The organism is Pseudomonas putida, from assembly GCF_004357765.1.
Classification (GTDB): Bacteria; Pseudomonadota; Gammaproteobacteria; order Pseudomonadales; family Pseudomonadaceae; genus Aquipseudomonas; species Aquipseudomonas putida_U.
Map to the genome: position 1 here is coordinate 1 of NZ_SMTE01000015.1, position 26,269 is coordinate 26,269.

Here is a 26,269-nt window from a genome sequence, read left to right on the forward strand (position 1 = left end):
CGCTACGGGTCCCCTCGCTACGGCGCCTTCCGGGCCCGCGCGGCCTACGACTTGCTGCGCAAGTCTACATCTCGCGCCTTCGGCTACGCCGAAGGGTGCTGCGCACCTGGCCCTACAGACGCCTACGCTCGGCCTCCTGACGTCGCAAAGTTAGGGGCGGCGCCTGCACGGGCGTTATCTTCGAAGGACAGATCGCACTATCCGCTGCACCACAAAACGAAGGTAAAGGGAAAAGCGAGAGCGCAGCGATTCGCCTGCCATTGCCCTGGCTTTTGATCTTGATCTTGATCTTGATCTTGATCTTGATCTTGATCTTGCTTTTGATCTACCCGCGACCTCAGGAGGCCGAGTGGAGGTGGCTGGAGGGTCAGGTGCGTAGCACCCTCCGGCGTTAGCCGGAGGCGCGAGATGTAGACTTGCGCAGCAAGTCGTAGGCCGCGCGGGCCCGCAAGCCGCCGGAGCGAGGGGACCCCGAAGCGCAGCGTAGGGGCCGTATGTGGGAGCAAGCGGTTTTGTGCAACTTTTTCCAAGAAAAAAGTTGCCCGCCGTAAAGGCGGAAGGGGCCAGTAGCGCCGCTACATCCCTCGGATCAGCCACACAACCCCAAAGCCCCACCCCCGGAGCCCCCAGAGAACCCAGAGAGCCCAAAACCAAAACCCTGCCCCCACCAATCCGCGAAGAGCCAAAAAAACGAAGAATTATCACAGCCAAGGCATTCTTCGGCAGCGCCCAGCACCCTTGGGCTACAGCTCTATGGCGCGCCTTGCGACAGTCACTGACCCCGCTCCAGCGCCTTGCAATCCGTTGCGCATACGTGCAAGGGTAAAAAGGAATCGGTAACGAAACAGGAAAAAAAGCACCTCATGCTTGGAATCACACGTATCCATCGCTATTTTCGCCCACTGTCTGCAAACCAAGCTGCAGCCAGTGGGCGTGACCTCAAAGGCAAACGTGGCGCCCGCATCGCCGCGAAGCTTGCAAACCTCCTCTGCACCCCCCGCTCCGCCCCGCCTTACTTTTGCGTCACGCCCAAGCGTGCGCCTCTGGATCGACTGCCCCCCACTTGACTGCCTTGCTGCATTGCTCGTGCCGTCCTCGCCATTCGCATATCTGAAGGCGAGCCTCATTTCTCGCAACACAAGGGGCAACCACACATGATCTTTTTTCAAGGCAAACGTATTTTCAGCGCCATCTTCGATATGGATGGCACCATGTTCGACACCGAGCGTCTGCGCTTCAGGACGCTGAAACAAGCGTCCCTGGAAATCGCCGGCAAGGCCTTGGGCGAGCACACCTTGATCGGCTCGCTGGGCCTTAGCGCAAAAAGGGCTGAAGCCCTGGCCAAGGCGCACAACGGCGACGACTTCCCTTACGCGCAAGTGCGCAAACGCGCCGACGAGCTCGAACTGGAATACGTGCGCAATCACGGTGTGCCGATCAAGCCGGGCCTGTTGGAAGTACTCGAACGCCTGCGCAAGTCCGGCCTGACCCTGGCCGTGGCCACCTCCAGCCGCCGCGCCATCGCCGAGGAGTACCTGATCAACGCCAATGTGCTCAAGTACTTCGACATCACCGTCTGCGGAGACGAAGTGAGCCAAGGCAAACCTCATCCGGAAATCTTCTTGCGCGCCGCCCGTGCACTGAACTGCGAGCCGGACCAGTGCTTCATGGTCGAAGACTCGGAAAACGGCATGCTGTCGGCCCTGCGCGCCGAAGGGCAAGCGATCCTGATCGAGGACATCAAGCCGCCTGCAGCCGAAGTCAAGGCTGGCGCGCTCAAGGCGTATCACAGCATGACCGAGTTCCTGGCCGACCTGAGCGAGTGCGTGCCACACCTGGGCATGCCGGCGCTGAACGAACCATTCCCGCAGTCGCTCAACCAGTTTCGCGTCGGCATCCATGGTTTCGGCGCCATCGGCGGCGGTTACCTGACCCAGGTGTTCTCCCACTGGGATGGCTATACCCGTCCTTGCGAGATCATCGCAGCGAGCCGCTCGCGCATGCTGCGGGAAACCGTCTCGGCGTTCGGTAGCTACAGCGTACGTTATGGCGCCACCTCGTTCGACCAGACCATCGACAATGTCCGGATGATCGACATGGACGACGACGATGCGGTCATCGACATGTATACCGCGGCTGAAATCATCGGCTTGAGCCTGCCCGAGCAAGCCATACGCAGCCAGGCACAGGTCATTGCCAAGGGGCTGCTGCAGCGCTTCGAGCGCCGTGGCCGCGAGCTGACCATCCTGATCGTACTGAACAAGATCGGCGGCGCTTCATTCGTGCGCCGGCACGTGCAAGCGGAGTTGGCGCTACTGTGCACGCCGGAGATCGGCGAACAGATCCTGCACAAGACCCACTTCGCTGAAACCGTCGTCAGCCGCATCGTCTCCAAGCTCAGCAACGACGCCCTGGTACGCCAGCTGCGCATCAAGTCGCAGATGTTCCAGAACAGCCTCGAGGAAGAGCCGACAGCCACGACGCCGCCCTCCAAGCCACTACCGGAATACGAGCGTCTGATCGGCCGCTTCCGGCCCTTTGCCCAGTCGAGCAGCGCCCTGAGCCAATTGCACCTGATCCTGTTCAACAGCGAGCCGGACATGCCTTTGTATGTCGAGCGCGGCAGCGATCTGCTGGAGCGCTTGCGCCAGGTCAAGACGGTGAGCGATATCGCCCAGATCCAGGTCATCAAGAACCGCCTGTGGAACGGCCCGCATGCCATCGTCGCCTGGTACGCCAGCCAGCTGGGCTATGCCTGGGTCGGCCAGGCCATGGGCGACTCCCGCGTGAGCGAGTTGGCCGAGCGCCTGGTCCGCGAGGAAGTGGGTCCGGCGTTGGTGGCAGAGAACGCCGAGATGGCCGAGGCCGTCGGCGATTTCGCCAATGCCTTCCTGGAGCGCTGCAAGACGTCGTTCCGTGACCCCTGTGCGCGGGTCGGACGCGATCCGTTGCGCAAGTTACAGCGTAACGAACGCATCTTCAGCAGCATCGACCTTGCCGAGAAACATGGCATCCCGACGCCAGCGCTCGCATTCGGAGCTGCCTTGGCCATCCACTATGCACTCGGTTGCGTCGATGGCAAGGACCGGGAGGCCCAGGTGATCAGGCAGGTCTATGAGGAGAATGCGGAGCGTGTGGAAGCGGTGCTGACCTATGCCGGCGATTACAACGGCAAGCCGTACCAGGGGTTGGACCCGGTCAAGGATGAGCAGCTGATCGATGCCATCGTCGAGCAGTTTCGCCAGTTGCAGGGTCAGCTCGACGACGCTGGCCTGGCACACCCATCGGCCAGGCAACGACCGGCGCCGCAGGCCTCTGTCAGCGCCTGACCACGATATCTGCCCAAGGCTCCGGCAGCGTCACCTGCAACGGCGCCGGACCTTGGGTATCAGGCCGTCATCAGGGGTGCAATGCGCTGCGCACCGCTCGGACCTGCTGCTCGGTCACCGCCGAAGCCTGGTTCGACCAGCCCTGACGCAGGAAGGTCGCCAGCTCGGCCACTTCGGCATCATCCATGCGCTCGGCGAAGCCCGGCATCGGCAGTACCGACGGTGCTCGCTCGGTCGACGGCGTCGCCGCACCGGCCAGGATCACGTGCAGCAAAGCATCGGCATTGCCGGCATTGACCACCGACGCGCCATCCAGGCGTGGGAACACCCGCTGCGCACCTTCACCGGAGACGAAGTGGCAGGCTCCACAGTTGTCGAGGTACAGTCGCTCGCCCAAGGTGAGGTCTTTCGCCGCGGTCAGCTTGGCCGTGGTCGCCGCGCTGCGCTCGGCCTGATGCTGGTAGGCCGGGCCTTTGGCGGGAGAAAGTGCCTTCAGGTACGCCGCGATCGCTTGCAAGTCGGCATCGCTCATATGTGAGGTGCTGTTGGCAATCACGTCGGTCATCTCACCGGCCACCGAGGCCTTGGCGTTACGCCCACTCCCCAGGTACTCGACCAGCTCTTGCTCGCTCCAGTGCGGCATGCCGCGCAGTGCCGGAACGTTCCAGCCGTTGAGTTCGGCGCCGGTCAGGTAGCTGCCGGTAGTCTCGTCCAGGCCTTTTTCCTGCAAGGTCAGGGCGCGTGGGGTGTGGCACGAGCCGCAGTGACCGAGTCCCTGCACCAGGTACGCGCCACGGGCCAGCTGAGCATCGCTGGTACCGGCCACGAAGGGCTGCGGCGCTGGCGAGAACATTGCGCGCCAGTAAGCCAGCGGCATGCGGATCGACAGCGGCCAGGGAATGTCGTTGGCCTTGTTCGGCTGCTCGACCGCAGCTACGCCTTGCATGAAGTAGGCATACAGCGCTTCGGTGTCCTGATCACTGACCTTGGCATAGGACGGGAACGGCATGGCCGGGTACAGCGCGCTGCCGTCGTGGCCGATGCCGCGGCGTACCGCACGCTCGAACTCGCCGTAGGTCCAGGCGCCGATGCCGGTTTTCTTGTCCGGCGTGATGTTGGTCGAATAGATCGTGCCGATCGGCGAGGCGATGCCCAACCCACCAGCGAACGGCTTGCCGCCGTCATGGCTGGTGTGGCAGGCCACGCAGTCACCGGCACGCGCCAGGTAAGCGCCCTTCTCGATCAAGGCCGGGGTCACGGCCTGGGTCATCTTGGCCTCAGGATCGCCCGAGCGGTTGAGCAGGCCGGCAACGATCCATGCCAGCACGGCTGCGATCACGGCGACCGCCAGCAGGATCAGCAATACGGAACGGGATTTGGCTTTCATCGTCTCGCTCCTCACGCCTGCACCAGCGGGCCAGGGTTCTTCAGGTACTGATCCTTGATGGCCTGGGCCGAAAACAGCGTCAGCGCGCCGATCAGGGCGGTGGGGTTGGCCTGGAAGTTCTGTGGGAAGGCGTTGCCGCCTGGCACGAACACGTTGTGCACGTCCCAGCTCTGCAGGTAGCGGTTCAGTGCGCTGGTTTCCGGCGAGTCACCCATGATCGCGCCACCGACGTTGTGGGTGGACACGTACTTGGTGATGTCCCAGTGCGAGTCCATGCTCAAGAAGCTCTCGCTGTAGCTGTCGGGGTTCAGTTCCTTGGTGATGTCCAGAACGATCTTGCGCAGGTGCTGCTGCAACTTGAGCTCGTTTTCCTTCCAGTCGAAGGTGATGCGCAGCAGCGGCTGACCCCAGGGATCCTTGTAGGTCGGGTCAAGGTCGACGTAGTGGTCGCGGTACGACATGCAACCGGTGGAGATGCTGATCTTCATCGAATGCCCGTACCAGTCCTGCATGCCCTCCTTCCAGCCCTGGCCCCACTCCGGGGTACCGGCTGGCAGCGCGGTGCCGATCGGCGTGCCGGTGGCCTGCGAGCTGTGGATCTTGGCGCCGCCGATGAAGCCCAGGGATGGGCCATCGTAGTTGCCCGGCGAGACGTCGTTGAACATCTGCCCGGTAGCACCGGCGGTGGCGAACGGGTTGAAGTGCTTGTCCTTGAAGAACAGCGTGGCGCCACCATTGCTGAGGAACGCGTAGTTGCGCCCGACCGTGCCTTTGCGGGTGATCGGATTGTACGGCTGGCCGATGCCCGACAGCAGCATCAGGCGCACGTTGACGAACTGGAAGGCCGCCAGCACCACGATCTTCGCTGGCTGGAACACTTCGTTGCCCTGGGCGTCGGCGTAGGTGATGCCCTTGGCAGTCTTGCCGTCGGGGTGCAACTCGACGCGCAGGACATTGGCGTTGACCCGGTAGTCGAAGTTGTCCATGCGCTTGAGCGCGTCCATCACTGCCGTCTGCGGCGAGGCCTTCGAGTAGTTCAGGCACGGGTACTTGCTGCAGTAGCCGCAGTAGTTGCACGGTGCGATCTGATTGCCGTAGGGGTTCTTCCAGGCCCGCGAGACGTTGGCCGACGGGTTGGGGAACGGGTGGTAGCCGAGCTTGCGCGCGGCATCTGCGAACAGCTTGTTGTTCAGCGTGTCTTCGAGCGCCGGCAGCGGGAAGGGATTGGAACGTGGCCCCTCGAAGGGGTCGCCGCCTTCGATGATCTGACCGCGCAGGTTGCCGGTGTTGCCCGACAGACCGCAGATCTTGTCGAACTTGTCCAGGAATGGCTCGATCTCGTCCCAGGTGAACGGGTAATCGCCCAGGGTCATGTCGCTCTGCAGGATGCCCGGCGCATAGGCCTGTTCGGCATAGGTCTTGAGCTTGATATCGGTCGGCGTCGGGCGGATCAACACGCCGGTCCAGTGCAGGCCGGAACCACCGACACCGGTGCCCGGTACGAACGCGCCCCACTGGCGGGTCGGCAAGGCGGTGCTGTGCATGTTGTGGCGCACGGTGAGTGCACCGTCCTTGGGCGCGACCATGATCTTGTTGCGCACGCCATAGGCGTATTGATCGGCCGGCTTGGGGTAGGCGAAGTCGGCATTGGTGCGGTCTTCACCGCGCTCGAAGGCGCGTACCTTCAAGCCCGCCTGGGCGAGCTCGATGCTCATCAGCGAGCCGGCCCAGCCCAGGCCGACGACCGCGACGTCGACTTCGTCATTGGTAATGTGTGCCATAAAAAACCTTGAATGCTGTATCGGGGCGAGAAATCAACCGCGTTGGCCGGTCAGGCTGACCGGGCCGAGTGGGTACGGGACGTTGTGCTGGGCCACCCATTCCAGGTAGCTGGCACGGGCACCAGGGAAGCCGATGGCGATCCACGCCTTCATGCCCTTGTTGCCGCCGTAGATGGGGTCGGCCAGCCAGCCCTGACGGCTGTGATTGAGCAACTCGTTGAAGAACAGCTTGGCCTTGAGCACGTCTTCGCCGTGGGCGGCAAAATCGACTTGGCCGCCTTGCAGCTTCTTCAGCACGTCGTCGCGTTTGTCCAACGGCAGCAGGGCAAAGTGCTGGCCGTGGGTGGCCTGGCACCAGTGCTCGAGTGCGGCGATGCCCTTGCGGTAGATCTGCTGCGGGGTGTACGGCAACTGATAACCCAAGGTGGCTGGCGCGTTCAGGTCGAACGGCCCTTCGAGGTAGATCTCGCTGCCCAGGTCCCCGGCCAATTGCTGATCGATGAAGATCGGCACGTTGGTTTCCAGCGCGCCTGGGCCACGGCCATCGGCGGGAATCAGCCGGTCGCAGGCGGCCATGACGAAGGTCCACTCGGCCGGGGTGAAGAAGGTGGGGGTATAGGTGTCCAGGCTCGGCGCCACCATCTGCGCAGCCATCGCCGCGCTCAGACCTTTGACGGTGATGCCCATGGCGGGCAAGGCAATCAACGAAGAAAGCAGGAACTTCCTTCGCGAGGTTTGTTTGGCTAACAACATGCAGGTCTACCTATGACTAATCACTTAGACCGTGAAGCGCTGCTGGTGGCAGGTATACGCGTCCTGCTCTGTTCCGACAGCTCTCATGCAGTCATTCAGATGAATGACATCGTATCTCACGGACTAGAAATGGTAGCAGGCTATCTAATACGTAACAAATTGTTTATCGCACAGTTGTCAACCGCACAGATGTCGCACATCTGCGCCAATCTCGACGGGCAGCGACTTCACCGAGCGCTCACCCCCCCGGCGCCACCAATCGATACCCCACCCCCACCTCGGTAATGATGAACCGTGGCGCAGTCGGGTCATCCCCCAGCTTTTGCCGCAGATGGCCGATCACGATGCGCAGGTAGTGGGTGTCGTCGACATGGGTCGGCCCCCAAATGTCCTTGAGCAGCTGCTGCTGGGTGATCACCCGCCCTGGATGCCCCGCCAGTTGTGCCAGCAGTGCATACTCCTTGCGTGTGAGCGCCACCTCGACACCATCGAGGGTCACTCGGCGGAAGGCGAAGTCCACCCGCAGCGGCCCGAAGCTCGCCGCCACGTCGCTGCCGCCTGCCTGAGGCACCTGGCGCAGCAATGCTCGCACCCGGGCGAGGAACTCCTGGATACCGAACGGCTTGGTCACGTAGTCGTTGGCGCCGCCGTCCAGCGCATCTACCTTCTGCACTTCGCTGGCACGCACCGACAGCACCATCACCGGTACCGCGCTCCACTCACGCAGCTCGCGCAATACCTGCTGGCCATCCATGTCTGGCAAACCGAGGTCGAGCACGACCAGATCGGGTTTGGCCAATGCGGCCTGGGCCAAGCCTTCGCCGCCAGTGGCGGCCTCGATCACCTTGTAGCCTTGTGAGCTCAGGCTGATACGCAGGAACTTGCGGATCTGCGGTTCGTCATCGATGACCAGGAGGGTGGCGGATGGATTCATGGGCTTTCGCTTTCGGCGTCGGGTTGCATAGGCAGCGGCAAGCATAGAGTGATGCAGGTGCCGTGGCCATCGATGCCATCGCCCACCAGAATCTGCCCGCCATGGGCACCGATCATACCCTGGCAGATCGCCAGGCCAAGGCCTGTGCCCTGCCCGCCCCGATCGCCGCGGGCGGCGGTATAGAACATGTCGAAGATCTTTTCTCGTTCGGCAACGGGAATGCCCGGCCCCTCGTCGCAGACGGCGATGTGCAATTGCTCGCCCTGCACCGACACCTGCAAGCGCAGGCGGCCTTGGGTCGGCGAGAAGCGTGCGGCGTTTTCCAGCACGTTGACCAAGGCCTGCTCGATCAGCGCGGCATGCACGAACAGCAGAGGCAGCTCGGTCGGCACCTCGCTGTGCACGCGCAGCGGTGCCAGCACCACGCGTAGACGATTCAGGGCACTGCCGACGATGTCGGCGGGGGCCACCCAGTCGCGGGCGAGCTTGAGTCCGCCATGGCCAAGCCGGGTCATGTCGAGCAGATTCTGGATGTAGCGGTCGAGGCGTTCGGCTTCGTTGCGCGTGCCTTCGAGCAGCTCACGGCGGTCGTGGACAGGGATCGCCTCGCCCAGCGCCAGCAGGCTGTCGATACTGCCGCGCATGGCGGTCAGCGGCGTACGCAGGTCATGGGACACCGACGCCAGCAAGGCGCTGCGCAGCTGTTCGGTCTCGCCGTGCAGACGGGCGGCCTCCAACTGCTCGGCCAGACGCGCACGAGCCAAGGCCTGGGCCAGAGGTTGGCCGAGGGCCATGAGCAGACGCCGACGCTGCGCGCCCAACTGCTCGCCGGATCGCGGCCGCACGCCAAGCAGGGCCAGCGGCTGATCGTCGACCGCCAGCGGCCACCACCACCAGCGGCCATTGGGCAAGGTATCGCTGCCGAGGCCTGCGGCCTGGCCATGCTGCCAGGCCCATTCAGCGGCAGCGCGTTCGTTATCGCTCAGCGCCTGGGCGTCGCCGCTGGCCAACTGCAACTGGCCTTCGCGATCGCGCTCGAACAGGCTGGCGTAGACATCCGGCCAGCCACCGAGGTGTTGGCCGGCGGCGTTGAACACCGCCTGGCGATCGGTAGCCACCGTCAGCCGACGCGACAGGTCCAGTAGCTGACTGGTCTGCGCCTGGGTCTCGCCCAGGGCTTGCAACTGGCGGCGCTGGCGAGCGGCCAGGTTGCCGGTCAAGGTGGCCACGAGCAGAAAGAACAACAGGGTCAGCACGTCCTCTTCTCGCTGGATGGTGAACGAAAAATGCGGCGGGATGAACAGGAAGTCATAGGCCAGGAACGACATCGCCGCACAGGCGAGCGCCGGGCCGAGACTGCTGCGCACTGCCACCAGCAGCACCGCGGCGAGAAATACCAGCGAGATGTTGGGCAGCGCCAGTACGCTGGCAACCGCCCAAGCCAGGCCGGCAGCCAGTGCGGTGGCGAGCAATGCCAGCAGGTAGTGACGCCACTCCCAGATCCGGCTGACCGAAGCGCGCACAACCGGCACCTGGGCGTCGCGGTCGAGCACGTTGATCTCAAGGCCATGGCGCTCGCGCAGCAACCGCGCCGCGACCCCCGTGTCGAACAGGCGGCGATGCAGGCGGTCACGCGACTGGCCGACCAGCACCAAGCTGGCGCGGCGCTCGGCGGCATGCTGCAGCAACCCATGTGCCGCTTCGCCGGCACGCAGCACCACCACTTCACCGCCCAGCCGTTCGGCCAATTGCTGGGCAGCCTGCAGGCGCTGGCGGGCGCTCTCGTCACGCAGCCGGCCATTGTCGACATGCACCAGGCTCCAGGGGAGGTGCCGACGCTGTGCGACACGGCTGGCATGACGCACCAGGCGTTCGGCCTGCTCGTCGCCATCCACCCCCACCAGCAGGCGCCCACGCAGGGCCGGCGCCGCCTCGCCACGCTGACGGTAGCCATGGGCTAGGTCGGCATCGACCTGGGCCGCCGCGGTCTGCATGGCCAGTTCGCGCAGGGCGGTAAGATTGGTCTGCGAGAAGAACGCGTCGATCGCCGCCCGCGCCTGCTCCGGGACGTAGACCTTGCCCTCGCGCAGGCGCTCGAGCAGCTCACGCGGCGGCAGGTCGATCAGCACCAGCTCATAGGCTTCCTGCAGGATCCAGTCCGGCAGTGTTTCGCGTACCTGCACCCCGGTGATGTCACGCACCTTGTCATTGAGGCTTTCCAGGTGCTGGACGTTGACCGTGGTGTATACGTCGATGCCGGCAGCGAGCAGTTCCTGCACGTCCTGCCAGCGCTTGGCATGGCGGCTGCCAGGGGCGTTGGTGTGGGCCAGCTCATCGACCAGGGCCAGCGCCGGGGCCGAATTGAGCAAGCCGTCCAGGTCCATTTCCTCGAGGGTGACGCCGCGGTACTCGCTGCGCAGCAGCGGTTGCTGGAGCAGTCCGGCGAGCAGGGCTTCGGTTTCGGCGCGGCCGTGGGTCTCGACCACCCCGACCCGGACCTGCACGCCCTGCCGTTGCTGGGCGTGCGCAGCCTGGAGCATGGCGTAGGTCTTGCCGACCCCAGGCGCTGCACCGAGAAAGACCTTCAGCCTGCCGCGACCGCTGCGCGGCAAGGTGGCCAACAGCGCATCGGCGCGGGTGGAGTCACTCATGATTCATCCTTTGCGAAGACCGGCAATCAGGGGCCCCGACATCAATGGCTCAAGTTGTCCAAGGCCTGGTTCAACACCAGTACGTTGACCACCGGCGGCCCGATCAATGGGTGGAGGGTGGCCTCTTCCAGCATGGCTTGCAAGCGTGCCACCGACATCTGCCGGGCCGCTGCGACCCGCGGAATCTGGTAGGCCACCGCCTCTGGTGGCAAATGCGGATCCAGCCCGCTGCCCGAAGTGGTGAGCAACGCCAGGGGTACCGGCCCCAGGGAGGCCTGGTACAACATCGCGGCCTCGCCCTTGATCCGCTCGGCCAAGGCCGGGTTACTCGGCGCCAGGTTGCTGGCACTGCTGGCCACGGTCGCATAGTTGCCCGCCGAAGGTCGGACATGGAACCAACCATCGCCCTGGAAATCCTGGGCGATCAGCGCCGAACCGCGCACCTGGCCCTGGGCATCGCGAACCAGGCTGCCATTGGCCTGCCCGGGGAAGGCGACCTGGGCGAGCGCGGTCACCGCCAAGGGATACACCACGCCAGTGATCAGGGTCATCAGTACCAGCAGGCTCAGCGCCGGACGTAGCAAAGTCATCATGTTGGCCTCCTCAGACCAGGTGCAAGGCAGTGAGCAGCAGGTCGATCAGCTTGATTCCAGCGAACGGCACCAGCAGGCCGCCGACGCCGTAGATCAGCAAATTGCGCCGCAGCAAGTGCGCAGCGCTCGCCGCATGTACCCGCACACCACGCAGCGCCAGGGGTATCAGCGCGATGATGATCAGCGCGTTGAAGACGATCGCCGAGAGAATGGCGCTCTGCGGGCTGCTCAGGTGCATCAGGTTGAGCACGCCCAGTTGCGGGTAGATGGCGGTGAACAAGGCCGGCAGGATGGCGAAGTACTTGGCCACGTCATTGGCGATCGAGAAGGTGGTCAGCGCACCGCGTGTCACCAACAGTTCCTTGCCGACCTGCACCACATCCAGCAACTTGGTCGGGTCGCTGTCCAGGTCGACCATGTTGGCCGCCTCTCGAGCCGCCTGGGTGCCATCGTTCATGGCCATCCCCACATCGGCCTGGGCCAGCGCCGGTGCATCGTTGGCGCCATCACCACACATCGCCACCAGGCGCCCCTCGCTCTGCTCCTGACGGATGCGCGCCAGCTTCTTCTCCGGAGTGGCTTCGGCCAGCACGTCATCCACGCCCGCCTCGGCGGCAATCGCAGCGGCGGTCAGCGGGTTGTCACCGGTGACCATCACCGTGCGAATGCCCAGTTTGCGCAGCTCGGCAAAGCGCTCGCGGATGCCCGGCTTGACCACATCCTTGAGGTGGATCACGCCGAGCAGGCGCTGATCGATGCAGACCAGCAACGGCGTGCCGCCATCCTGGGCGATGCGTTCCACCTCGCGCGCCAGGGCACTTGGCATCTGCGTGCGGGACAGCCCGATGAACCCGAGCACGGCGTCGACGGCGCCCTTACGGTAACGATGCGCTTGCATGTCGATGCCCGAGAGCCGCGTTTCGGCGCTGAAGGCCACCGCTTCGAACTGCTCCGCCGAGGGCTCGACGAAATGCTGTTGCTGACGCAGGTAATCCACAATCGACTTGCCCTCGGCCGTGTCATCGGCCAGAGAGGCGAGCAAGGCGCCCTCCCCCAGCTCCCGGACGGCGACTCCCGGTGCCGGGTAGACCGCGCTGCAGCGTCGGTTACCGAAGGTGATGGTACCGGTCTTGTCGAGCAGCAGCGTATGCACATCGCCGGCAGCCTCCACTGCCCGACCGGAGCGGGCGATGACATTGAGCCGGACCAGGCGGTCCATGCCGGCGATGCCGATGGCCGAGAGCAGGCCGCCGATGGTGGTCGGAATCAGCGTCACCAGCAGCGCAGCGAGGAAGATCAACGGCAAGCTGGCGCCGACGAAGTGGGCGAACGGCTGCAAGGTGGCCACCACGATCAGGAAGATCAAGGTCAAGCCGACCAACAGGATGTCCAGGGCGACCTCGTTCGGAGTCTTCTGCCGCTTGGCGCCTTCGACCAGAGCGATCATGCGGTCCAGGGTCGATTCGCCGGGGTTGCTGGTGATACGGATCAGCAACCAGTCGGAGACCAGGCGGGTATTGCCGGTGACCGCCGAGCGATCGCCTCCGGACTCGCGGATGACCGGTGCCGATTCACCGGTGATGGCAGCTTCGTTGACGGCGGCAATGCCTTCGAGCACCTCGCCATCGCCAGGGATCAACTCGCCGGCTACCACTCGTACCACATCGTCCTTGCGCAACTGACTGGCAGCCACGCTCTGGAAGCTGCCGTCGTGCTGACGGCGCTGGGCCAGCAACCCCTGGCTGCCGGCCTTGAGGCTATCGGCGCGGGCCTTGCCACGGCCCTCGGCCAAGGCTTCGGCAAAGTTGGCGAACAACACGGTGAACCACAGCCACAAGGTGATCTGCACAGCGACGCCGGTGCTCACCTCATGGCCGGGGACCAGGCACAATACGGTGGTCGCCACGGCGGTCAGGGCCACCACCAGCATCACCGGCGAGCGCTTGAGCTGGCGGGGGTCGAGCTTGACGAAAGCCTGCACCAGGGCCGCGCGCCACAGCGCGGAAAAAGCGGTCTGGTCCTTGGCCCCGTGCGTGACGTTGGCATCGGGGATGGGCATGTTCATGATCGGCTCCTCAGAAACCCAGGCTCAAGTGTTCGGCGACCGGCCCAAGGGCCAGTGCCGGCAGAAAGGTCAGGCCACCTACCAGCAAGATGGTCACCAGCAGCAATGTGGTGAACAGCGGACCATGGGTGGGGAAGCTGTTCAGCCCTTGGGGCACGCGCTGTTTCGTCGCGAGGCTGCCGGCCAGGGCAAGCACCGGCAGGATGTAGCCGAAACGCCCGATCAGCATGGCCAGACCGATCATCACGTTGTGAAACTCGCTGTTGGCAGCGAAACCGGCGAAGGCCGAGCCGTTGTTGGCCGCGCCCGAGGTGTAGGCGTACAGCAATTGGCTGAAGCCATGGGCGCCAGGGTTGCTCACGGCGCTCGCCGGGCCAGGCAGACTGGCGGCGACGGCGCCGAGCAGCAGCACGCCAACCGGCATCACCAGCAAGGTCGCCACCAACAGTTGCACCTCCCGCGCCTGGAGCTTCTTGCCGAGGTATTCGGGCGTGCGACCGATCATCAAGCCCGCCAGAAACACCGCGACCAGCACGAACAGCAACATCCCGTACAGCCCGGCGCCGACCCCGCCGAAGATCACTTCGCCGACCATCATGTTGACCATCGCGACCATACCGGTGAGCGGGTTGAGGCTGTCGTGCATGGCGTTGACCGAGCCATTGGACGCGGCGGTGGTGGCCACCGTCCATAACACCGAACCGGTGGTGCCGAAGCGACTTTCCTTGCCCTCCAGCGGCGCACTTTGTTCGACCTGGACGCTGGCCAGCGCGGGATTGGGCTGGTACTCCGACCACAACGCAGTTGCTCCACCGAGCAGGAACAGGCCGAACATGCAGGCAAGAATCGCCCGGCTCTGGCGCAGATCCTTGACGTAGTGGCCGAAGGTGAAGACCAGGGCCACCGGGATCAGGATGATCGCCGCCACCTCGAACAGGTTGCTCCAGGCCGTGGGGTTTTCGAACGGGTGCGCCGAGTTGACGCCAAAGAAGCCGCCGCCATTGGTGCCCAGTTGCTTGATGGCGATCTGACTGGCGGCCGGTCCCAACGGAAGGACTTGCTCGGCGCCTTGCAGGGTCACGGCATGGGTATAGTCGGCGAAGGTCTGCGGCACGCCCTGCCACACCAGCAACAGCGCCAGCAGCAGGCACAGCGGCAGTAAACCGTAGAGCGTGGCGCGGGTCATGTCGACCCAGAAGTTGCCAAGGGTGGCCGCGCTACGACGGGCGATGCCCCGGCACAGCGCGACCAGTACCGCCAGGCCGGTTGCCGCGCTGACGAAATTCTGCACGGCCAGGCCCAGCATCTGGCTCAGGTAGCTGACCGAGGCCTCGCCGCTGTAGGCCTGCCAGTTGGTGTTGGTGACGTAGCTGACCGCGGTATTGAAGGCCAACGACCAGGTCAGGCCCGATAGATGCTGAGGGTTGAGCGGCAGTTCGCCCTGCAACATGAGCACGCCGAACAAGACCGTGAACCCGGCCAGATTGAAGGCCAGCAAGGCCAGGGCGTATTGCTTCCAATTCTGTTCCCGGTCGGCATGCACGCCGGCCAGGCGGTAGCAACCGCGCTCCACTGGGCCGAGCAATGGGGTCAGCCAGGTACGCTGGCCTTCCATGACCTTGTAGTAGAAACGCCCAAGCCACGGGGCCGGTAGCAGCACGATGGCGAAGAACGCCAATAACAGTGCGTAGTCGTAACTGTGCATGAACAAATTCCCTTGGGTACGGCGTTGGCCGCTTTAGGGAAATTGTCGAGGACAGGGGCGTAAAGGGACGAGATCGCGAAACCCGGGTGGGAATAAAGAACGCGTAAAGATCGGACCCTATTGTTGAACGCTGACCGGGCGTCCAGACCTCTGACGAGAGTGAACGATCTGCGGTGGCCCCATCACCGGCACGCCAGGGATGAGGCCATGCCCGATTCAGACGCGGGGCGGTTCCTGTTGCGCGTTACGACTCCAATCCAGCAACAGGCTGTAGCCCACCGCCAACAAGGTCGGCCCGATGAACAGACCGATGAATCCGAAAGCCAGCAACCCACCGAACACGCCGAGCAGAACGATCACTAGCGGCAGGTTGCCACCACGGCTGATCAGGTAGGGCTTGAGCACGTTGTCCACGCCACTGATGACGAATGTGCCCCAGATGCCGAGAAACACCGCCATGCCATAATCCCCTTTCCAGACCAGCCACCCAGTCGCGGGAATCCACGCCAGCGGTGGGCCCATGGGAATCAGGCTGAGCATGAAGGTCACCAGGCCCAGCACGATGGCCCCCGGCACGCCGGCGATGAGGAAACCGATCATCGCCAACAACGCTTGGGCAGCCGCTGTCCCGATCACACCGTTGACCACCCGCTGCACGGTGCCGGCCACCAGGTCCAGGTAATAATCGGCGCGCTCTCCCACCAGACGATGCAGCAAGCGCAGCACGAACGCCGACAGGCGTGGGCCATCGCGGTAGAAGAAGAACACGAACACCAGACTCAGGGTCAGCTCCAGCACACCGCTGCCGATCTGTGCGCTACGCGCCAGTAACCAGTTACCGACCTGTCCAAGGTGCGGCTTGATCGAGGCGATCAAGGCCGCGCCCTGCTGGTCCAGCGACTCCCACCCCTGCACCAGCCGCTCGCCGATGAACGGCATGTTGGCCAGCCAGGCCGGTGCATCGGGCAGGCCATCGACCTGGATATCGCGCACGAAGGCGGTGGCGTCGCGAATATGGTCGGCCAGATTGAAGCCGAGCCACACCAGCGGCAGCGCCACGATGAGGATCCAGGCGGTGGTCAGCAAACCCGCCGCCAATGTCTCACGCCCCCCCAATGCACGGGTGAGCAAGCGCATCAGTGGCCAACTGGCGAAGGCCAGGATCGCCCCCCACAGCAGTGCCGACATGAACGGTGCCATCACCCACAGTGCCGCACCCAGCAGGGTCAGCAGGAGAATCTGGATCAACAGCCGATCGTTATTGACCATGTCAGTGCCCGCTCAACGAATCAACTCCAGGTGCAAACCTTCGGTCTTGGCGTCTCCCACCTCGAGCCTGGTGCTGCGTACCCCGGCCTTCACCAGTGCCTCGAGCCAGGCACCGGCTTCGGCGCCGCTGAGGCTGGCGCGCAGGGTGCTGTCGAGGTTGAGGCTGCGCCCGAGCAGGTTCACCCAGGCTGCCTGCGGCGCCTTCAGGTCAGGGTAGTCGAGCTTGCCGGTATCGCGCATTTCACGTAGCACCGTCGCCGCGGTGGGCATGATCTCCCCCAGGGGGCTGTCGGAGACGAACTCTTCGACATGCAGATAGGCACGGCGATTTCCACGGGTGACGCTGTACAGCGCCACGAGGGTGTCCGGTTGCTCAGCCGAACGGCGCAGCAGGATGAACGCCTGTTGCTCGTCGCCACCATTGAGTCGGGCATTGCCGAACACCTCGTTGGCCCACAGGCTGGCCTCGCCGCAATCGCGGCCCTGGCACCAGAACAGCGGATAGCCGCCTTCGCGCTGGAGTGCCTCGCGGGCACTGTGGAACGCTTCACGGGCGGTGCGCTCGACTGGCAGCTCGTAAGTGACCGAACTGACTTGGCCACGGCTCTCGACCTTGTCGTCGACACGTAGACGGCCACTGATCTTGCGCAATGCCCCCATCGGGTACACCCGTTCCTGCTCCACGGCAGGGCGCTGGTCGACCACTTTTGCATCGACCGGAACCGGCAGGTTGCCGGCCCACGCCGAAATAGCGGCGAACATCAGGCAGGTAGTCAGGAGGGTGCGGCTGTAAACGGGTGCGCTCATCGGCCACCCGTGCGGCGGTCAGCGCCGAGATCTAGCTCCAGGAGGTCTGGAATGTGCATGGTTGTCTCCCTGTTCAACCCAGCAAGCCTCGACACTTGTCCGGCGCAAGTCAAGCAAAGCCAAAGAAGCGATTGAAACAGTCTGCGACAAGGGCCGCGCCGTGCTCATCGTTGAGGTGCAAGTGGTGACCACCAGGAAGAGTCACCTGCTCAAAGGGTAGCTGCTCGAGCAGCTCGGTGTTGCGTGCAAGCATGCCCTCGGCCGCCACCACCAGGCAGGTCGGGCATTGCACCCGGTGCACGAAGGCCATTGCCTGGGCCTGGCTGAGGCGCATTGGCGACGGCAAGGTCAGGCGACTGTCGCTACGCCAGCTGTAGCCACCGGGGACCGGCATCAGGCCTCGCTGGGCCAGCCATTGTGCGGCGTCATGGGACACCGCCACCATGCCTTTCATGCGCGCCTGCACCCCCTCCTCTTCCGAGCGGTACACCGACTTGCGCTTGCCATCCAGGCGAAGCTGAGCCTGCAGAGCCATCCCCAGGCGCTCGGCCGCATCGGTCTCGCTACCGGTCGGTGGCACCACCCCATCGATCAACGCCAGATGGCTGACCCGCTCGGGCAGGGCGCCGGCCAGTTGCACCGAGATGATCGCGCCAAGGGAATGGCCGAGCAGCGCGAAACGTTGCCAGCCCAGTTGTTCGGCGACCCGCAGGACGTCGTGGGCATAGTCGGCAAGGGTGTACCCCGCCCCCGCCGGGCGATGGGCCGAATAGCCATGCCCGGCCAGGTCGAGGGCGACGATGCGCAAGCCGCTCAGGCGGGGAGCCAGGTGCACGAAGCTGTTGGCGTTGTCCAACCAGCCATGCAGCGCGATCACCGGCAGGCCGTCGGGCGGCCCGAACAGATGCGCGGCCAGTTCGATATGCCCGAGGCTCAGGCGGATTTCCTCGACATGGGCGCTCATGCCTGGCTCCAACGGTCGAACAGGCCCTTGATCAGGCTGGCGGTGTCCACGGGGCGTTCCAAGGGAAACATGTGCCCGCCCGGTACGCTGTGATACTCACCCCTGGCCATGCCACGCACCGCCAGCGCATGGTGGCGACGGATGACTCGGCTGCGCTCGCCTCGGACCATCGCCAGGGGCACCTGGAGTTGCCTGGCGGGCGCCGGGCTGGCATGGGGAATGCTGCGGTAGATGCTGATTTCCGTGGCCGCATCGAAGCGCAGGCGCAAGCCGTCATCGGTCGGTTCCAAGCCGTGTTCCAGGTAGGCTTCCAGACAATCGCGGTCAAAGTGACGGAACAAGGTCTTGCCGAGAAAATAGTCGCGCGCGCTGTCGCGATCGACGAAGGCTTCGCGGCGTCCCAAGGTGCGCCCGGCAGGGGTGATACGGTCGATGAAACCAAAGCGCTTGGCGGTACGGATGAACCATTGATCGGCCCGCGTCAGCAGCGGGGAGTCGAGCATCACCACGCCCCGGTACAACTCCGGTCGGCGTAGCGCGGCGTGCAGGTGCAGCACGCCGCCCAGGGAATGGCCCACCCCCCACACAGGCGCATCCTGCTGGCTCAGGTGGTGGAGTAATTCATCGACCAGATTCTGCCAATTGTCATCGACCGGGAAACGCGGGTCATGGGCGTGTTGCGCCAGGTGGAGCACCTGATAGTCCGGTGCCAGGGCAGCGAACAGCTTGCCATAGGTGGCCGAGGGGAAGCCGTTGGCGTGAGCGAAGAAGATCTGCTGCGACATGGCACCGGGTCCGCGACTGGAATGATGGCCCATTGTCGGTAGTCATCAAGCCCCAGGCAACGTCCGGAAAGGTCATCGCCAAGGGCTATCAGGTCATCCGCCGGCGGTTGCCTCACGGGGCATGGTGCAATGCTCGCAAGGTCATCAGCCCAGCCAGGGGCCAATCGCCCTCCAATTCAGCCAGGCTGGCTGTGCTCATCGCCGCCGGTTGCTGCAGGTGACCATGCTCGAGCAGGCCGACCAGGCCGCCGACCAATGGCTGATGACTGACCAGCAGCACCTGTTCCAGGCCCAAGCGCTCGACCTCAGCGATCACCTGCCGGGGATCGCTCTCCGGCGTCAACCAGGCGACGGTGAGGACCGGCTCGGCGAAACCCAGGGTTTCATGTACCAGTGCCGCGGTCTGCTGCGCCCGCACATAGGGACTGGCGATGATCGCCAGCAAGGGTTGTCCAAGTAACTGTGCGGCACTGTGCAGCACTTGTTCGCGACCGTGGCCGGTCAGCCGTCTTTCGGCATCGCTGTTGGCCCGCGGCTCGGCCTCGCCGTGACGCAGGATCCACAGCTTCATAGTTTGGGCTCCTCGTCATGCGCCGGATGCGGCGCTGGCGCCACGGCGTGCGGCGCTTCGCCTTCAGGGGCGCGCGGCGCCGGCCAGTCGGCGAACGGCCAGGGCTTCTGGTCGCTGTGGAAACTGCCGAAGCGGCCGATCTGCGCCAGGTACTGGCTGAGACTGTCGCCAAAGTTCATCAGTCCGGCACTCGGCGCGCCATAGACCAGGCGGTAGATCAGTTGCACCAGCACCAGGCCACCGAGCAATAACTCGGCCAGCTGCCAGACCACCACGAAGACCACCATCCACAGTACCCGCAGGATGATGGACTCGCGCTGGGCGCGCTCCGGAGAATCGTTCATGTATCGCTCCTTGCTCGGTTCAGAGCCGCTCGCGGCTCAATTGAAACCACTGGTTGAAATGAAATCGACGTCGGTCTTGGGCTCTGCGCGCATCAGGCGCTCGATCACCTGGTTCAACGTACGACCTTCGAACAGGATGGCATGCAGGCCGGCCACCAGCGGCATGTAGACCTGAACCTCTTCGGCCTTGGCCTTGAGCACCTTCAGCGTATTGACCCCTTCGGCGACTTCGCCCAGGCGGTTGACCGCCTCGTCCAGGCTAAGGCCCTGGCCCAGGGCATGACCGACCTGGTAGTTGCGGCTCTTGGGCGAGGAGCAGGTGACGATCAGGTCACCGACTCCGGCCAGACCCAGGAAAGTCATGGGGTTGGCGCCCAGGCTGACGGCGAAACGGGTCATTTCCGCCAGCGCACGGGTGATCAGCATGCTCTTGGTATTCTCGCCCATGCCCAGGGCCACGGCCATGCCGGCGATGATCGCGTAGACGTTCTTCAGCGCCCCGCCCAGCTCGACACCGAATCGGTCGCTGCTGGCGTAGACCCGGAAGGTGCGCCCGTGTAGCACGGCCTGCACCCGTTGGCAGAGGTCTTCGTCCTCACTGGCGACCACCGTGGCGGTCAGAGCGTGCTCGGCGATCTCGCGGGCCAGGTTGGGCCCGGATAGCACGCCGATGCGCGCCTGGGGGGCGATCTCTTCGAGAATCTGGCTCATCAGCTTGAAGCTGTGGGCCTCGATGCCCTTGGTCAGGCTGACCAGGCACTTACCGCGCAGCAGCTCGGCATGCGGGGCCAGTACGCTGCGCAGAGCACTGGAAGGCAAGGCGACGAAAATCAGATCGCTGGCCTGCAGCGTGGCCAGCAGATCGGTGACCGGTTCGACACCGTCGAGCAGGCGAATGCCCTTGAGGTAGCGCGGGTTCTCGCGATTGACACGCATCGCCTCGGCCTGCTCGGGGTCTCGCATCCATTGGCGCACCGGTACGCCGTTCTCGGCCAACAGGTTCGCCACGGCGGTGCCGAAGCTGCCGCCTCCCAGAACCGCAACAGGTTGCTGTTCAGTCATATCCAGTCCGTTAAAGCCAAAAGTTAAGTGGCGACCGCTCCATTATACGGGTCGCCCGCCCTGCGCCAAGCCGACAACAGCGATCACTGGCAAAAGCCGTCGGGTCGGTTAACATGCCTGACTCACAACCGAAACAAGGCCGTACCGTGTTTCCTGGCACGCCCCCGTATCCTCGTCTGCTGTTACTGACCGCGCTGCTCGGCGGCCCGGTCATGGCCGATGATTTGTTCATCGACAACACCGACCTGCCCCAGGTTCTGACCGCCACGCGGCTCAAACAATCCCCGGCGGCGGTGCCGGGGAGCATGACCGTGCTCGACAGCCAACTGATCCGCGCCAGCGGCGCGCGTGACATCCCGGAGCTGTTGCGCCTGGTACCGGGCATGATGATCGGCTACGGGGCCGGCAACCAGGCGACAGTGAACTACCACGGCAGCAACGTCAGCGAAGCCCGACGCATGCAGGTGCTGATCGACGGCCGTTCCGTGTATCGCGCCGGCCTGGCCACGGTGGACTGGAGCGACATTCCGGTCGCCATGGAGGACATCGAGCGCATCGAGGTCTTCCGCGGCCCCAACACCGTCAGTTACGGCGCCAACGCCCTGATGGCGGTGGTCAACATCCTGACCCGCAATCCGGCCGACAGCCATGGCACGCGCATGAAGCTCACCCGGGGCGAGGATGGCATCAACGACTATTACCTCAGCCACGGCTTCGGCTGGGACGGCGGCGACCTGCGCCTCTCGGTGTCGGGCCAACAGGACGACGGTTTCGACCAGGATCAGTTCGGTAACGACTACCGCGACAGCCGCCGCCTGAACCGCGTCAACCTGAGTGTCAGCCATAACCTGGCCCCAGACCAGACCCTGGAATGGCAGCTGGCGGCCAAGGAAGGCAGCAACCAGCGGCCCTACACCTACCAACCGGTGTTCGGCAACTATCAGGCCGGCAACGACGCCGACGTCAACGCCAAGGACTACGCCGGTTCGGTACGCTGGAACATCGACTTCAATCCCGAACACAGCCTTTATGTGCAAGGCTCGGCGCAGCACTTCGACCGCCAGCAGGTCTGGCGCGCCTGCGATGCCGCGCTGGCGTTCAGCCCCGAACTGACCCGGCTGTGGCAAATGAACCCGAACCTCGCCGAAAAGGTTGCCCGCAATGCCGGCGCGCCACCTGCCGGCAGCAACCCGGTCGAGCAAGGGCTGATCGACGCGATCAGCCAACAGTGGAACAACCCGGGTAGCGACCTCAATGGCAAGCAGACCATCTGCGGCGACGTCGACCAGAGCACCCGCGAGACCCGCTACGACCTGGAAATCCAGGATACGCTCAGCCTGACCGATAGTCTGCGGCTGCTCAGTGGCATGAATTATCGCTATGATCGCGCCGATTCGCAGACCTACTTCAACGGCAGTATCGACGATCAGACCTGGCGCCTGTTCGGTCAACTGGAGTGGCGTGCCGACGAGCACTGGATCGTCCAGGGCGGCGCCATGTTCGAGGATTCGCGCCTGTCCGGCAGCTCACTCACCCCGCGCATGGCGGTGAACTACCTGATAACCCCGCGCCATGGCTTGCGCGCGGTGTATTCCGAAGCCATCCGCTCGCCGGACATGTTCGAGAACAACGTCAACTGGAGTTACACGGTCAAGAACCTCACGCCCAACCTGTATGGTCTCCACGATGGTCAATACTTCGTCAAGACCCGTGGGCCGGGCGACCTCGATCAGGAACGCATGCGCTCGCGCGAGCTGGGTTACAACGGCTCGTTCAGCGACATCGACCTGAACATGGATGTAAAGCTGTTCTACGACGAGATCACAGGAATGATCAGCGAGCCCCTGAAGAACAACCAGTACATAGCCAGCAACAGCAACAAGGCCCGTTTCAGCGGCAGCGAAGCCCAACTGGATTGGCGGGCGACGCGGCGCGACCGCCTGCGCCTGACCTACGCCTACGTCGATGCCTGGGCCAGTAACGCCGACGACAGTCGCCTCACCGCGCGCAACAGCGGCTCGGCCGGGTGGATGCGCGAATGGGACGATAACTGGTCGAGTGCACTGTTCTATTACGGCAGCGATGCCCTCAATGGCTACCGCTACGAGCGCGTCGACCTGCGCGTGGCCAAGCGCTTCCGGATCCAGGGCAGCAATCTGGAGCTGGCCGCACTGTGGCAACAGCGCCTGGACGACGAGCCGACCACACTGGTACAGAATCGCTACGACAGCCGCCACCGCCTGAGCATCAGTGCGGAGCTGGAATTCTGATGCTGCGCCTGCTGCACCTGCTGCTGTTCTGTCTATGGCCACTGGGCACGCTGTCGGCCAGCGAAATCCTGCTGGTCGGAGCAGAGGACCAGGCGGGCATCCGCAGCTTCGTCACCGCCCTGGCCGACCGGCGTCAGCACGACCAGGTGCGTTTCATGCCTCTGGCGGAGCTGCCGCGACCCAGTCAGCTCAAGGCCGACACTCGCCTGGTACTGCTCGACAATGCCGCGCTGGACTGGCGCTTGGGCGAAACCGCCGGGCCACCCGCCCTGGCCATGCGCATCAGCCGGGTACAGGCGCAGCAACGCCTGGGAAAGTCGCGTCCCGGGCACTTGACGCTGCTGTGGAGCGACCCACCCCTGGCACGGCAACTGCGCCTGACTCGCTATCTGCTCCCGCAGGCCCAGCGCATCGGTGTGCTGTACGGTCAACACAGCCAGTTCCTGCTCGACGAACTGCGCCAGGCCGCCCGGCCACTGGGCCTGGAAATCGTCGCCCAGGACTGGCCCGACCTGCGCGACAGCCGTCCGCTGCATGACCTGCTGGCGAACAGCGACGTGCTGTTGGGGCTCGACGACCCGGACCTGTACAACTCGAAGACGGCGAAGAACCTCTTGCTCAGCAGCTATAGCCGGCAGATGGCCCTGATCGGCCCCAACGTCGGATTCGTCCGCGCTGGCGCCCTGGCCAGCACCTACAGCGATCAGGACGACTGGCTGGCAGTACTCGACCGATTGCTCGATCAGCCCCCCGCACGCTGGCCGCGCAGCCTCTACCCGACGCGCTTCGGCGTCAGTGGCAATCAACAAGTCGCCCGAGCCCTGGGCCTGGAGCCGATCGATTCGAATGCCGCCGCCAAGGCCCTGGCCGATGGAGCCCCCCTGCCATGAGCAAACGCCTTAGCTGGGACATCCACACCCGCACCCAGATCATCAGCCTGGGGCCTGCGCTGCTGCTGACCCTGCTGCTGATCAGTTTTTTCACCTTCGTACGCATCCAGGACTTACGCCAGGAGCTCAACCACACCGGGCAACTGATCGCCAACCAACTGGCGCCGGCGTCCGAATACGGGGTGATTTCGGGCAACAACGAGGTCCTCGAGGGGTTGATGCGTGCCACCTTGAGCATCCCCCATGTGCGCTTCCTCGAGGTACAGGACAGCCGCAACCATATCCTCGTGTATGTCGAACAGTCGAACGAGAGCGCGAACCGCGCCCAACGCGTGGAAGTGTTCCAGGCGCCGATCCGCCTGCAGCAGATCCGCCTGGACAGCGACTTCCTGCAGCCGGGCAAGGTATCGACGCCGGCCATCGGCGACGACTACCTCGGCCGGGTGATCGTTGGCATGTCCGACGATGCGTTCAGCCAGCGGCAGCAGGAAATCGTCATCAAGGCCGGCATCCTCGCCTTGTTCGCCCTGCTCTTCACGTTCCTTCTCGCCCGCCGCCTGGCCTTGAGCCTGGCCAAACCGATCAGCGACATGGGGCATGCGGTCAAGGCCATCCAGCAGGGTGAATACGACACCCCGCTACCGGTGGTCGACGACAGTGAGTTAGGCCACCTGGCACGCCACATCAACAATCTGGCCGCCGCCCTGGAACAGGCCAGTGCCGAACAGAAACAGGCCATCGCTCAACTGACCCAGGCACGCGAGGAGGCCGAACAGGCCAACCGTGCCAAGTCCGAATTCCTGGCCATGATGAGCCACGAACTGCGCACGCCGATGAACGGTGTCCTGGGTATGCTGCAATTGCTCGAGACGACCCAGCTGACCAGCGAGCAAGCCGATTACGCGGCCGTGGCCAGCGAGTCGACCGGGCACCTGCTCAAAGTGATCAACGACATCCTCGACTTCTCGCGCATCGAGCGCACGACCCTGGAGCTCGAACGGATCGACTTCGATCTCGTCGAACTGATCGCCAGCTGCGTGCAGTCGTTCCAGCACAGCGCCCAGCAGCGGGGGCTGGCACTGCACCTGCAACTGCCGACCGAGGCGGAGCAACCGGCAGTGGTCGGTGACCCGACGCGGATACGCCAGATCCTGCTGAACCTGATCGGCAATGCCTTGAAGTTCACCGAGCATGGCCAGGTCGAGGTGAAAGCTCACTGGCAACGGCTCGAGCCCCAGTCGCTGTGGTTCACCTGCAGTGTGTGCGATACCGGCATCGGCATCGATAGCGAACGCCTGGAGATGATGTTCGTTGCCTTCCAGCAAGCCGACAGCTCGATCTCGCGCCGCTACGGGGGTACCGGCCTGGGCTTGTCGATCGCCAGGACACTGGCCGAGCGCATGGGCGGCAAGCTGCGTGGCGAAAGCCGAGAGGGCCTGGGCTCGACCTTTACCCTGGAAATCCCACTGGCTTTGGCCAACCCCGGCCCTACTGCGCTGCCCATGGCCATCTCTGGTGCGCCGGCCATGGCCGAGCATGGCCCGGTATTGCTGGTAGAAGACAATCCGGTCAATCAGAGCGTGATCGAAGCCATGCTGCGCAGCCTCGGTTTGCAGGTACAGGTGGCCCAGGATGGTCTCGAAGCGCTGGAGCGGGTCGGTCAACAACACTTTGCCGCGGTCTTGATGGACTGCCGCCTGCCACATCTGGATGGCTACGAAGCCACCCGGCGGATTCGCCAATTGCCCGGCTGCCAGGCACTACCGATCATCGCGCTGACCGCCAATGCGCTGCAGGGCGATCGGGAGCGCTGCATGGCCGCCGGCATGAGCGATTACCTGAGCAAACCCTTTCGCCGTAGCGAATTGCAGCGGATACTGCAGCGCTGGCTTCCCGGCCAGGCAGCGGCGACTGGCGATAAATGATAAAGTGCGGCAGTCTTAAAGACTGGACAGGACCTATTTCGGCCCTGAAAATAGACGTTTCAGTGCACACCTGTACTTCTTTTGGCAGGTGCGCTGTGACTTTCACCACAACGCAATAGTCTACCTGTAGGCTGCCGCCCCGGGCTCATCTGTACGCCGGGCCGGCCGGGAAGATTCATCCCCT

General features: G+C 64.2%; 19 protein-coding genes. 4 read left to right on the forward strand and 15 right to left on the reverse strand.

Annotated elements, in window-relative coordinates:
* The first annotated feature begins 1,154 nt into the window (after positions 1 to 1,154).
* Entirely contained in the window at positions 1,155 to 3,329 is a 2,175-nt protein-coding gene (gene mtlD / locus E2H86_RS21135; protein WP_133331381.1) for a bifunctional mannitol-1-phosphate dehydrogenase/phosphatase, read from the forward strand.
* Positions 3,330 to 3,399: 70 nt separating this feature from the next.
* Here mtlD and E2H86_RS21140 read toward each other — a convergent pair whose 3' ends face one another.
* The 15 genes from E2H86_RS21140 to E2H86_RS21210 all read right to left on the reverse strand — a co-directional run bounded on the left by E2H86_RS21140 (position 3,400) and on the right by E2H86_RS21210 (position 21,000).
* Positions 3,400 to 4,599 carry a c-type cytochrome gene (locus E2H86_RS21140; protein WP_397466920.1) on the reverse strand — a complete coding sequence of 400 codons (1,200 nt, stop codon included), beginning with the start codon at positions 4,597 to 4,599 and terminating at the stop codon, positions 3,400 to 3,402.
* 128 nt (positions 4,600 to 4,727) lie between these two features.
* A complete protein-coding gene (locus E2H86_RS21145) occupies positions 4,728 to 6,497 on the reverse strand; it encodes a GMC family oxidoreductase (protein ID WP_133331385.1) in 1,770 nt (589 codons plus the stop codon).
* A 33-nt stretch (positions 6,498 to 6,530) separates the two neighbouring features.
* On the reverse strand, positions 6,531 to 7,250 hold the full coding sequence (locus E2H86_RS21150) for a gluconate 2-dehydrogenase subunit 3 family protein (protein ID WP_133331387.1): 720 nt from the start codon (positions 7,248 to 7,250) through the stop codon (positions 6,531 to 6,533).
* Between the two features lie 238 nt (positions 7,251 to 7,488).
* Positions 7,489 to 8,184: a response regulator gene (locus E2H86_RS21155; RefSeq protein WP_133331389.1), complete on the reverse strand. Its 696-nt coding sequence runs from the start codon at positions 8,182 to 8,184 to the stop codon at positions 7,489 to 7,491.
* A complete protein-coding gene (locus E2H86_RS21160; RefSeq protein ID WP_133331391.1) occupies positions 8,181 to 10,835 on the reverse strand; it encodes a sensor histidine kinase in 2,655 nt (884 codons plus the stop codon). Before E2H86_RS21160 ends, E2H86_RS21155 begins: the two co-directional genes overlap by 4 nt.
* 41 nt (positions 10,836 to 10,876) lie before the next feature.
* A complete protein-coding gene (gene kdpC / locus E2H86_RS21165) occupies positions 10,877 to 11,428 on the reverse strand; it encodes a potassium-transporting ATPase subunit KdpC (protein ID WP_133331393.1) in 552 nt (183 codons plus the stop codon).
* 10 nt (positions 11,429 to 11,438) lie between these two features.
* Entirely contained in the window at positions 11,439 to 13,493 is a 2,055-nt protein-coding gene (gene kdpB / locus E2H86_RS21170) for a potassium-transporting ATPase subunit KdpB (RefSeq protein ID WP_133331395.1), read from the reverse strand.
* A 10-nt stretch (positions 13,494 to 13,503) separates the two neighbouring features.
* Positions 13,504 to 15,198: a potassium-transporting ATPase subunit KdpA gene (gene kdpA, locus E2H86_RS21175; protein WP_133331397.1), complete on the reverse strand. Its 1,695-nt coding sequence runs from the start codon at positions 15,196 to 15,198 to the stop codon at positions 13,504 to 13,506.
* A 216-nt stretch (positions 15,199 to 15,414) separates the two neighbouring features.
* Positions 15,415 to 16,467 (reverse strand): AI-2E family transporter, encoded by a 1,053-nt coding sequence (locus E2H86_RS21180; RefSeq protein ID WP_133331399.1) that lies wholly within the window; start codon positions 16,465 to 16,467, stop codon positions 15,415 to 15,417.
* 12 nt (positions 16,468 to 16,479) lie between these two features.
* Complete coding sequence (locus tag E2H86_RS21185; RefSeq protein ID WP_133331401.1) at positions 16,480 to 17,274, reverse strand: DUF4892 domain-containing protein; 795 nt, start codon at positions 17,272 to 17,274, stop codon at positions 16,480 to 16,482.
* A gap of 109 nt (positions 17,275 to 17,383) precedes the next feature.
* Complete coding sequence (locus tag E2H86_RS21190) at positions 17,384 to 18,238, reverse strand: alpha/beta hydrolase (RefSeq protein ID WP_133331403.1); 855 nt, start codon at positions 18,236 to 18,238, stop codon at positions 17,384 to 17,386.
* Complete coding sequence (locus tag E2H86_RS21195) at positions 18,235 to 19,023, reverse strand: alpha/beta fold hydrolase (protein ID WP_133331405.1); 789 nt, start codon at positions 19,021 to 19,023, stop codon at positions 18,235 to 18,237. Before E2H86_RS21195 ends, E2H86_RS21190 begins: the two co-directional genes overlap by 4 nt.
* A gap of 112 nt (positions 19,024 to 19,135) precedes the next feature.
* The gene (gene sixA, locus E2H86_RS21200) at positions 19,136 to 19,594 is read right to left on the reverse strand and encodes a phosphohistidine phosphatase SixA (RefSeq protein WP_133331407.1); all 459 of its coding nucleotides are present in this window, start codon (positions 19,592 to 19,594) and stop codon (positions 19,136 to 19,138) included.
* On the reverse strand, positions 19,591 to 19,938 hold the full coding sequence (locus E2H86_RS21205) for a DUF4389 domain-containing protein (RefSeq protein ID WP_133331409.1): 348 nt from the start codon (positions 19,936 to 19,938) through the stop codon (positions 19,591 to 19,593). The genes sixA and E2H86_RS21205 overlap by 4 nt, the downstream gene beginning before the upstream one ends.
* 36 nt (positions 19,939 to 19,974) lie before the next feature.
* A complete protein-coding gene (locus E2H86_RS21210; protein ID WP_133331411.1) occupies positions 19,975 to 21,000 on the reverse strand; it encodes an NAD(P)H-dependent glycerol-3-phosphate dehydrogenase in 1,026 nt (341 codons plus the stop codon).
* A gap of 113 nt (positions 21,001 to 21,113) precedes the next feature.
* On the opposite strand from E2H86_RS21210, the gene E2H86_RS21215 reads away from it, so the two are divergent.
* Genes E2H86_RS21215 through E2H86_RS21225 form a run of 3 tightly spaced genes read left to right on the forward strand, consistent with a single transcriptional unit; the run spans position 21,114 to position 26,085 of the window.
* A complete protein-coding gene (locus E2H86_RS21215; RefSeq protein WP_196172646.1) occupies positions 21,114 to 23,270 on the forward strand; it encodes a TonB-dependent receptor plug domain-containing protein in 2,157 nt (718 codons plus the stop codon).
* Positions 23,270 to 24,160, forward strand: a complete 891-nt coding sequence (locus E2H86_RS21220; protein ID WP_133331413.1) for an ABC transporter substrate-binding protein — start codon at positions 23,270 to 23,272, stop codon at positions 24,158 to 24,160. The genes E2H86_RS21215 and E2H86_RS21220 overlap by 1 nt, the downstream gene beginning before the upstream one ends.
* Complete coding sequence (locus tag E2H86_RS21225) at positions 24,157 to 26,085, forward strand: response regulator (protein WP_133331415.1); 1,929 nt, start codon at positions 24,157 to 24,159, stop codon at positions 26,083 to 26,085. The genes E2H86_RS21220 and E2H86_RS21225 overlap by 4 nt, the downstream gene beginning before the upstream one ends.
* Positions 26,086 to 26,269: the final 184 nt, after the last annotated feature.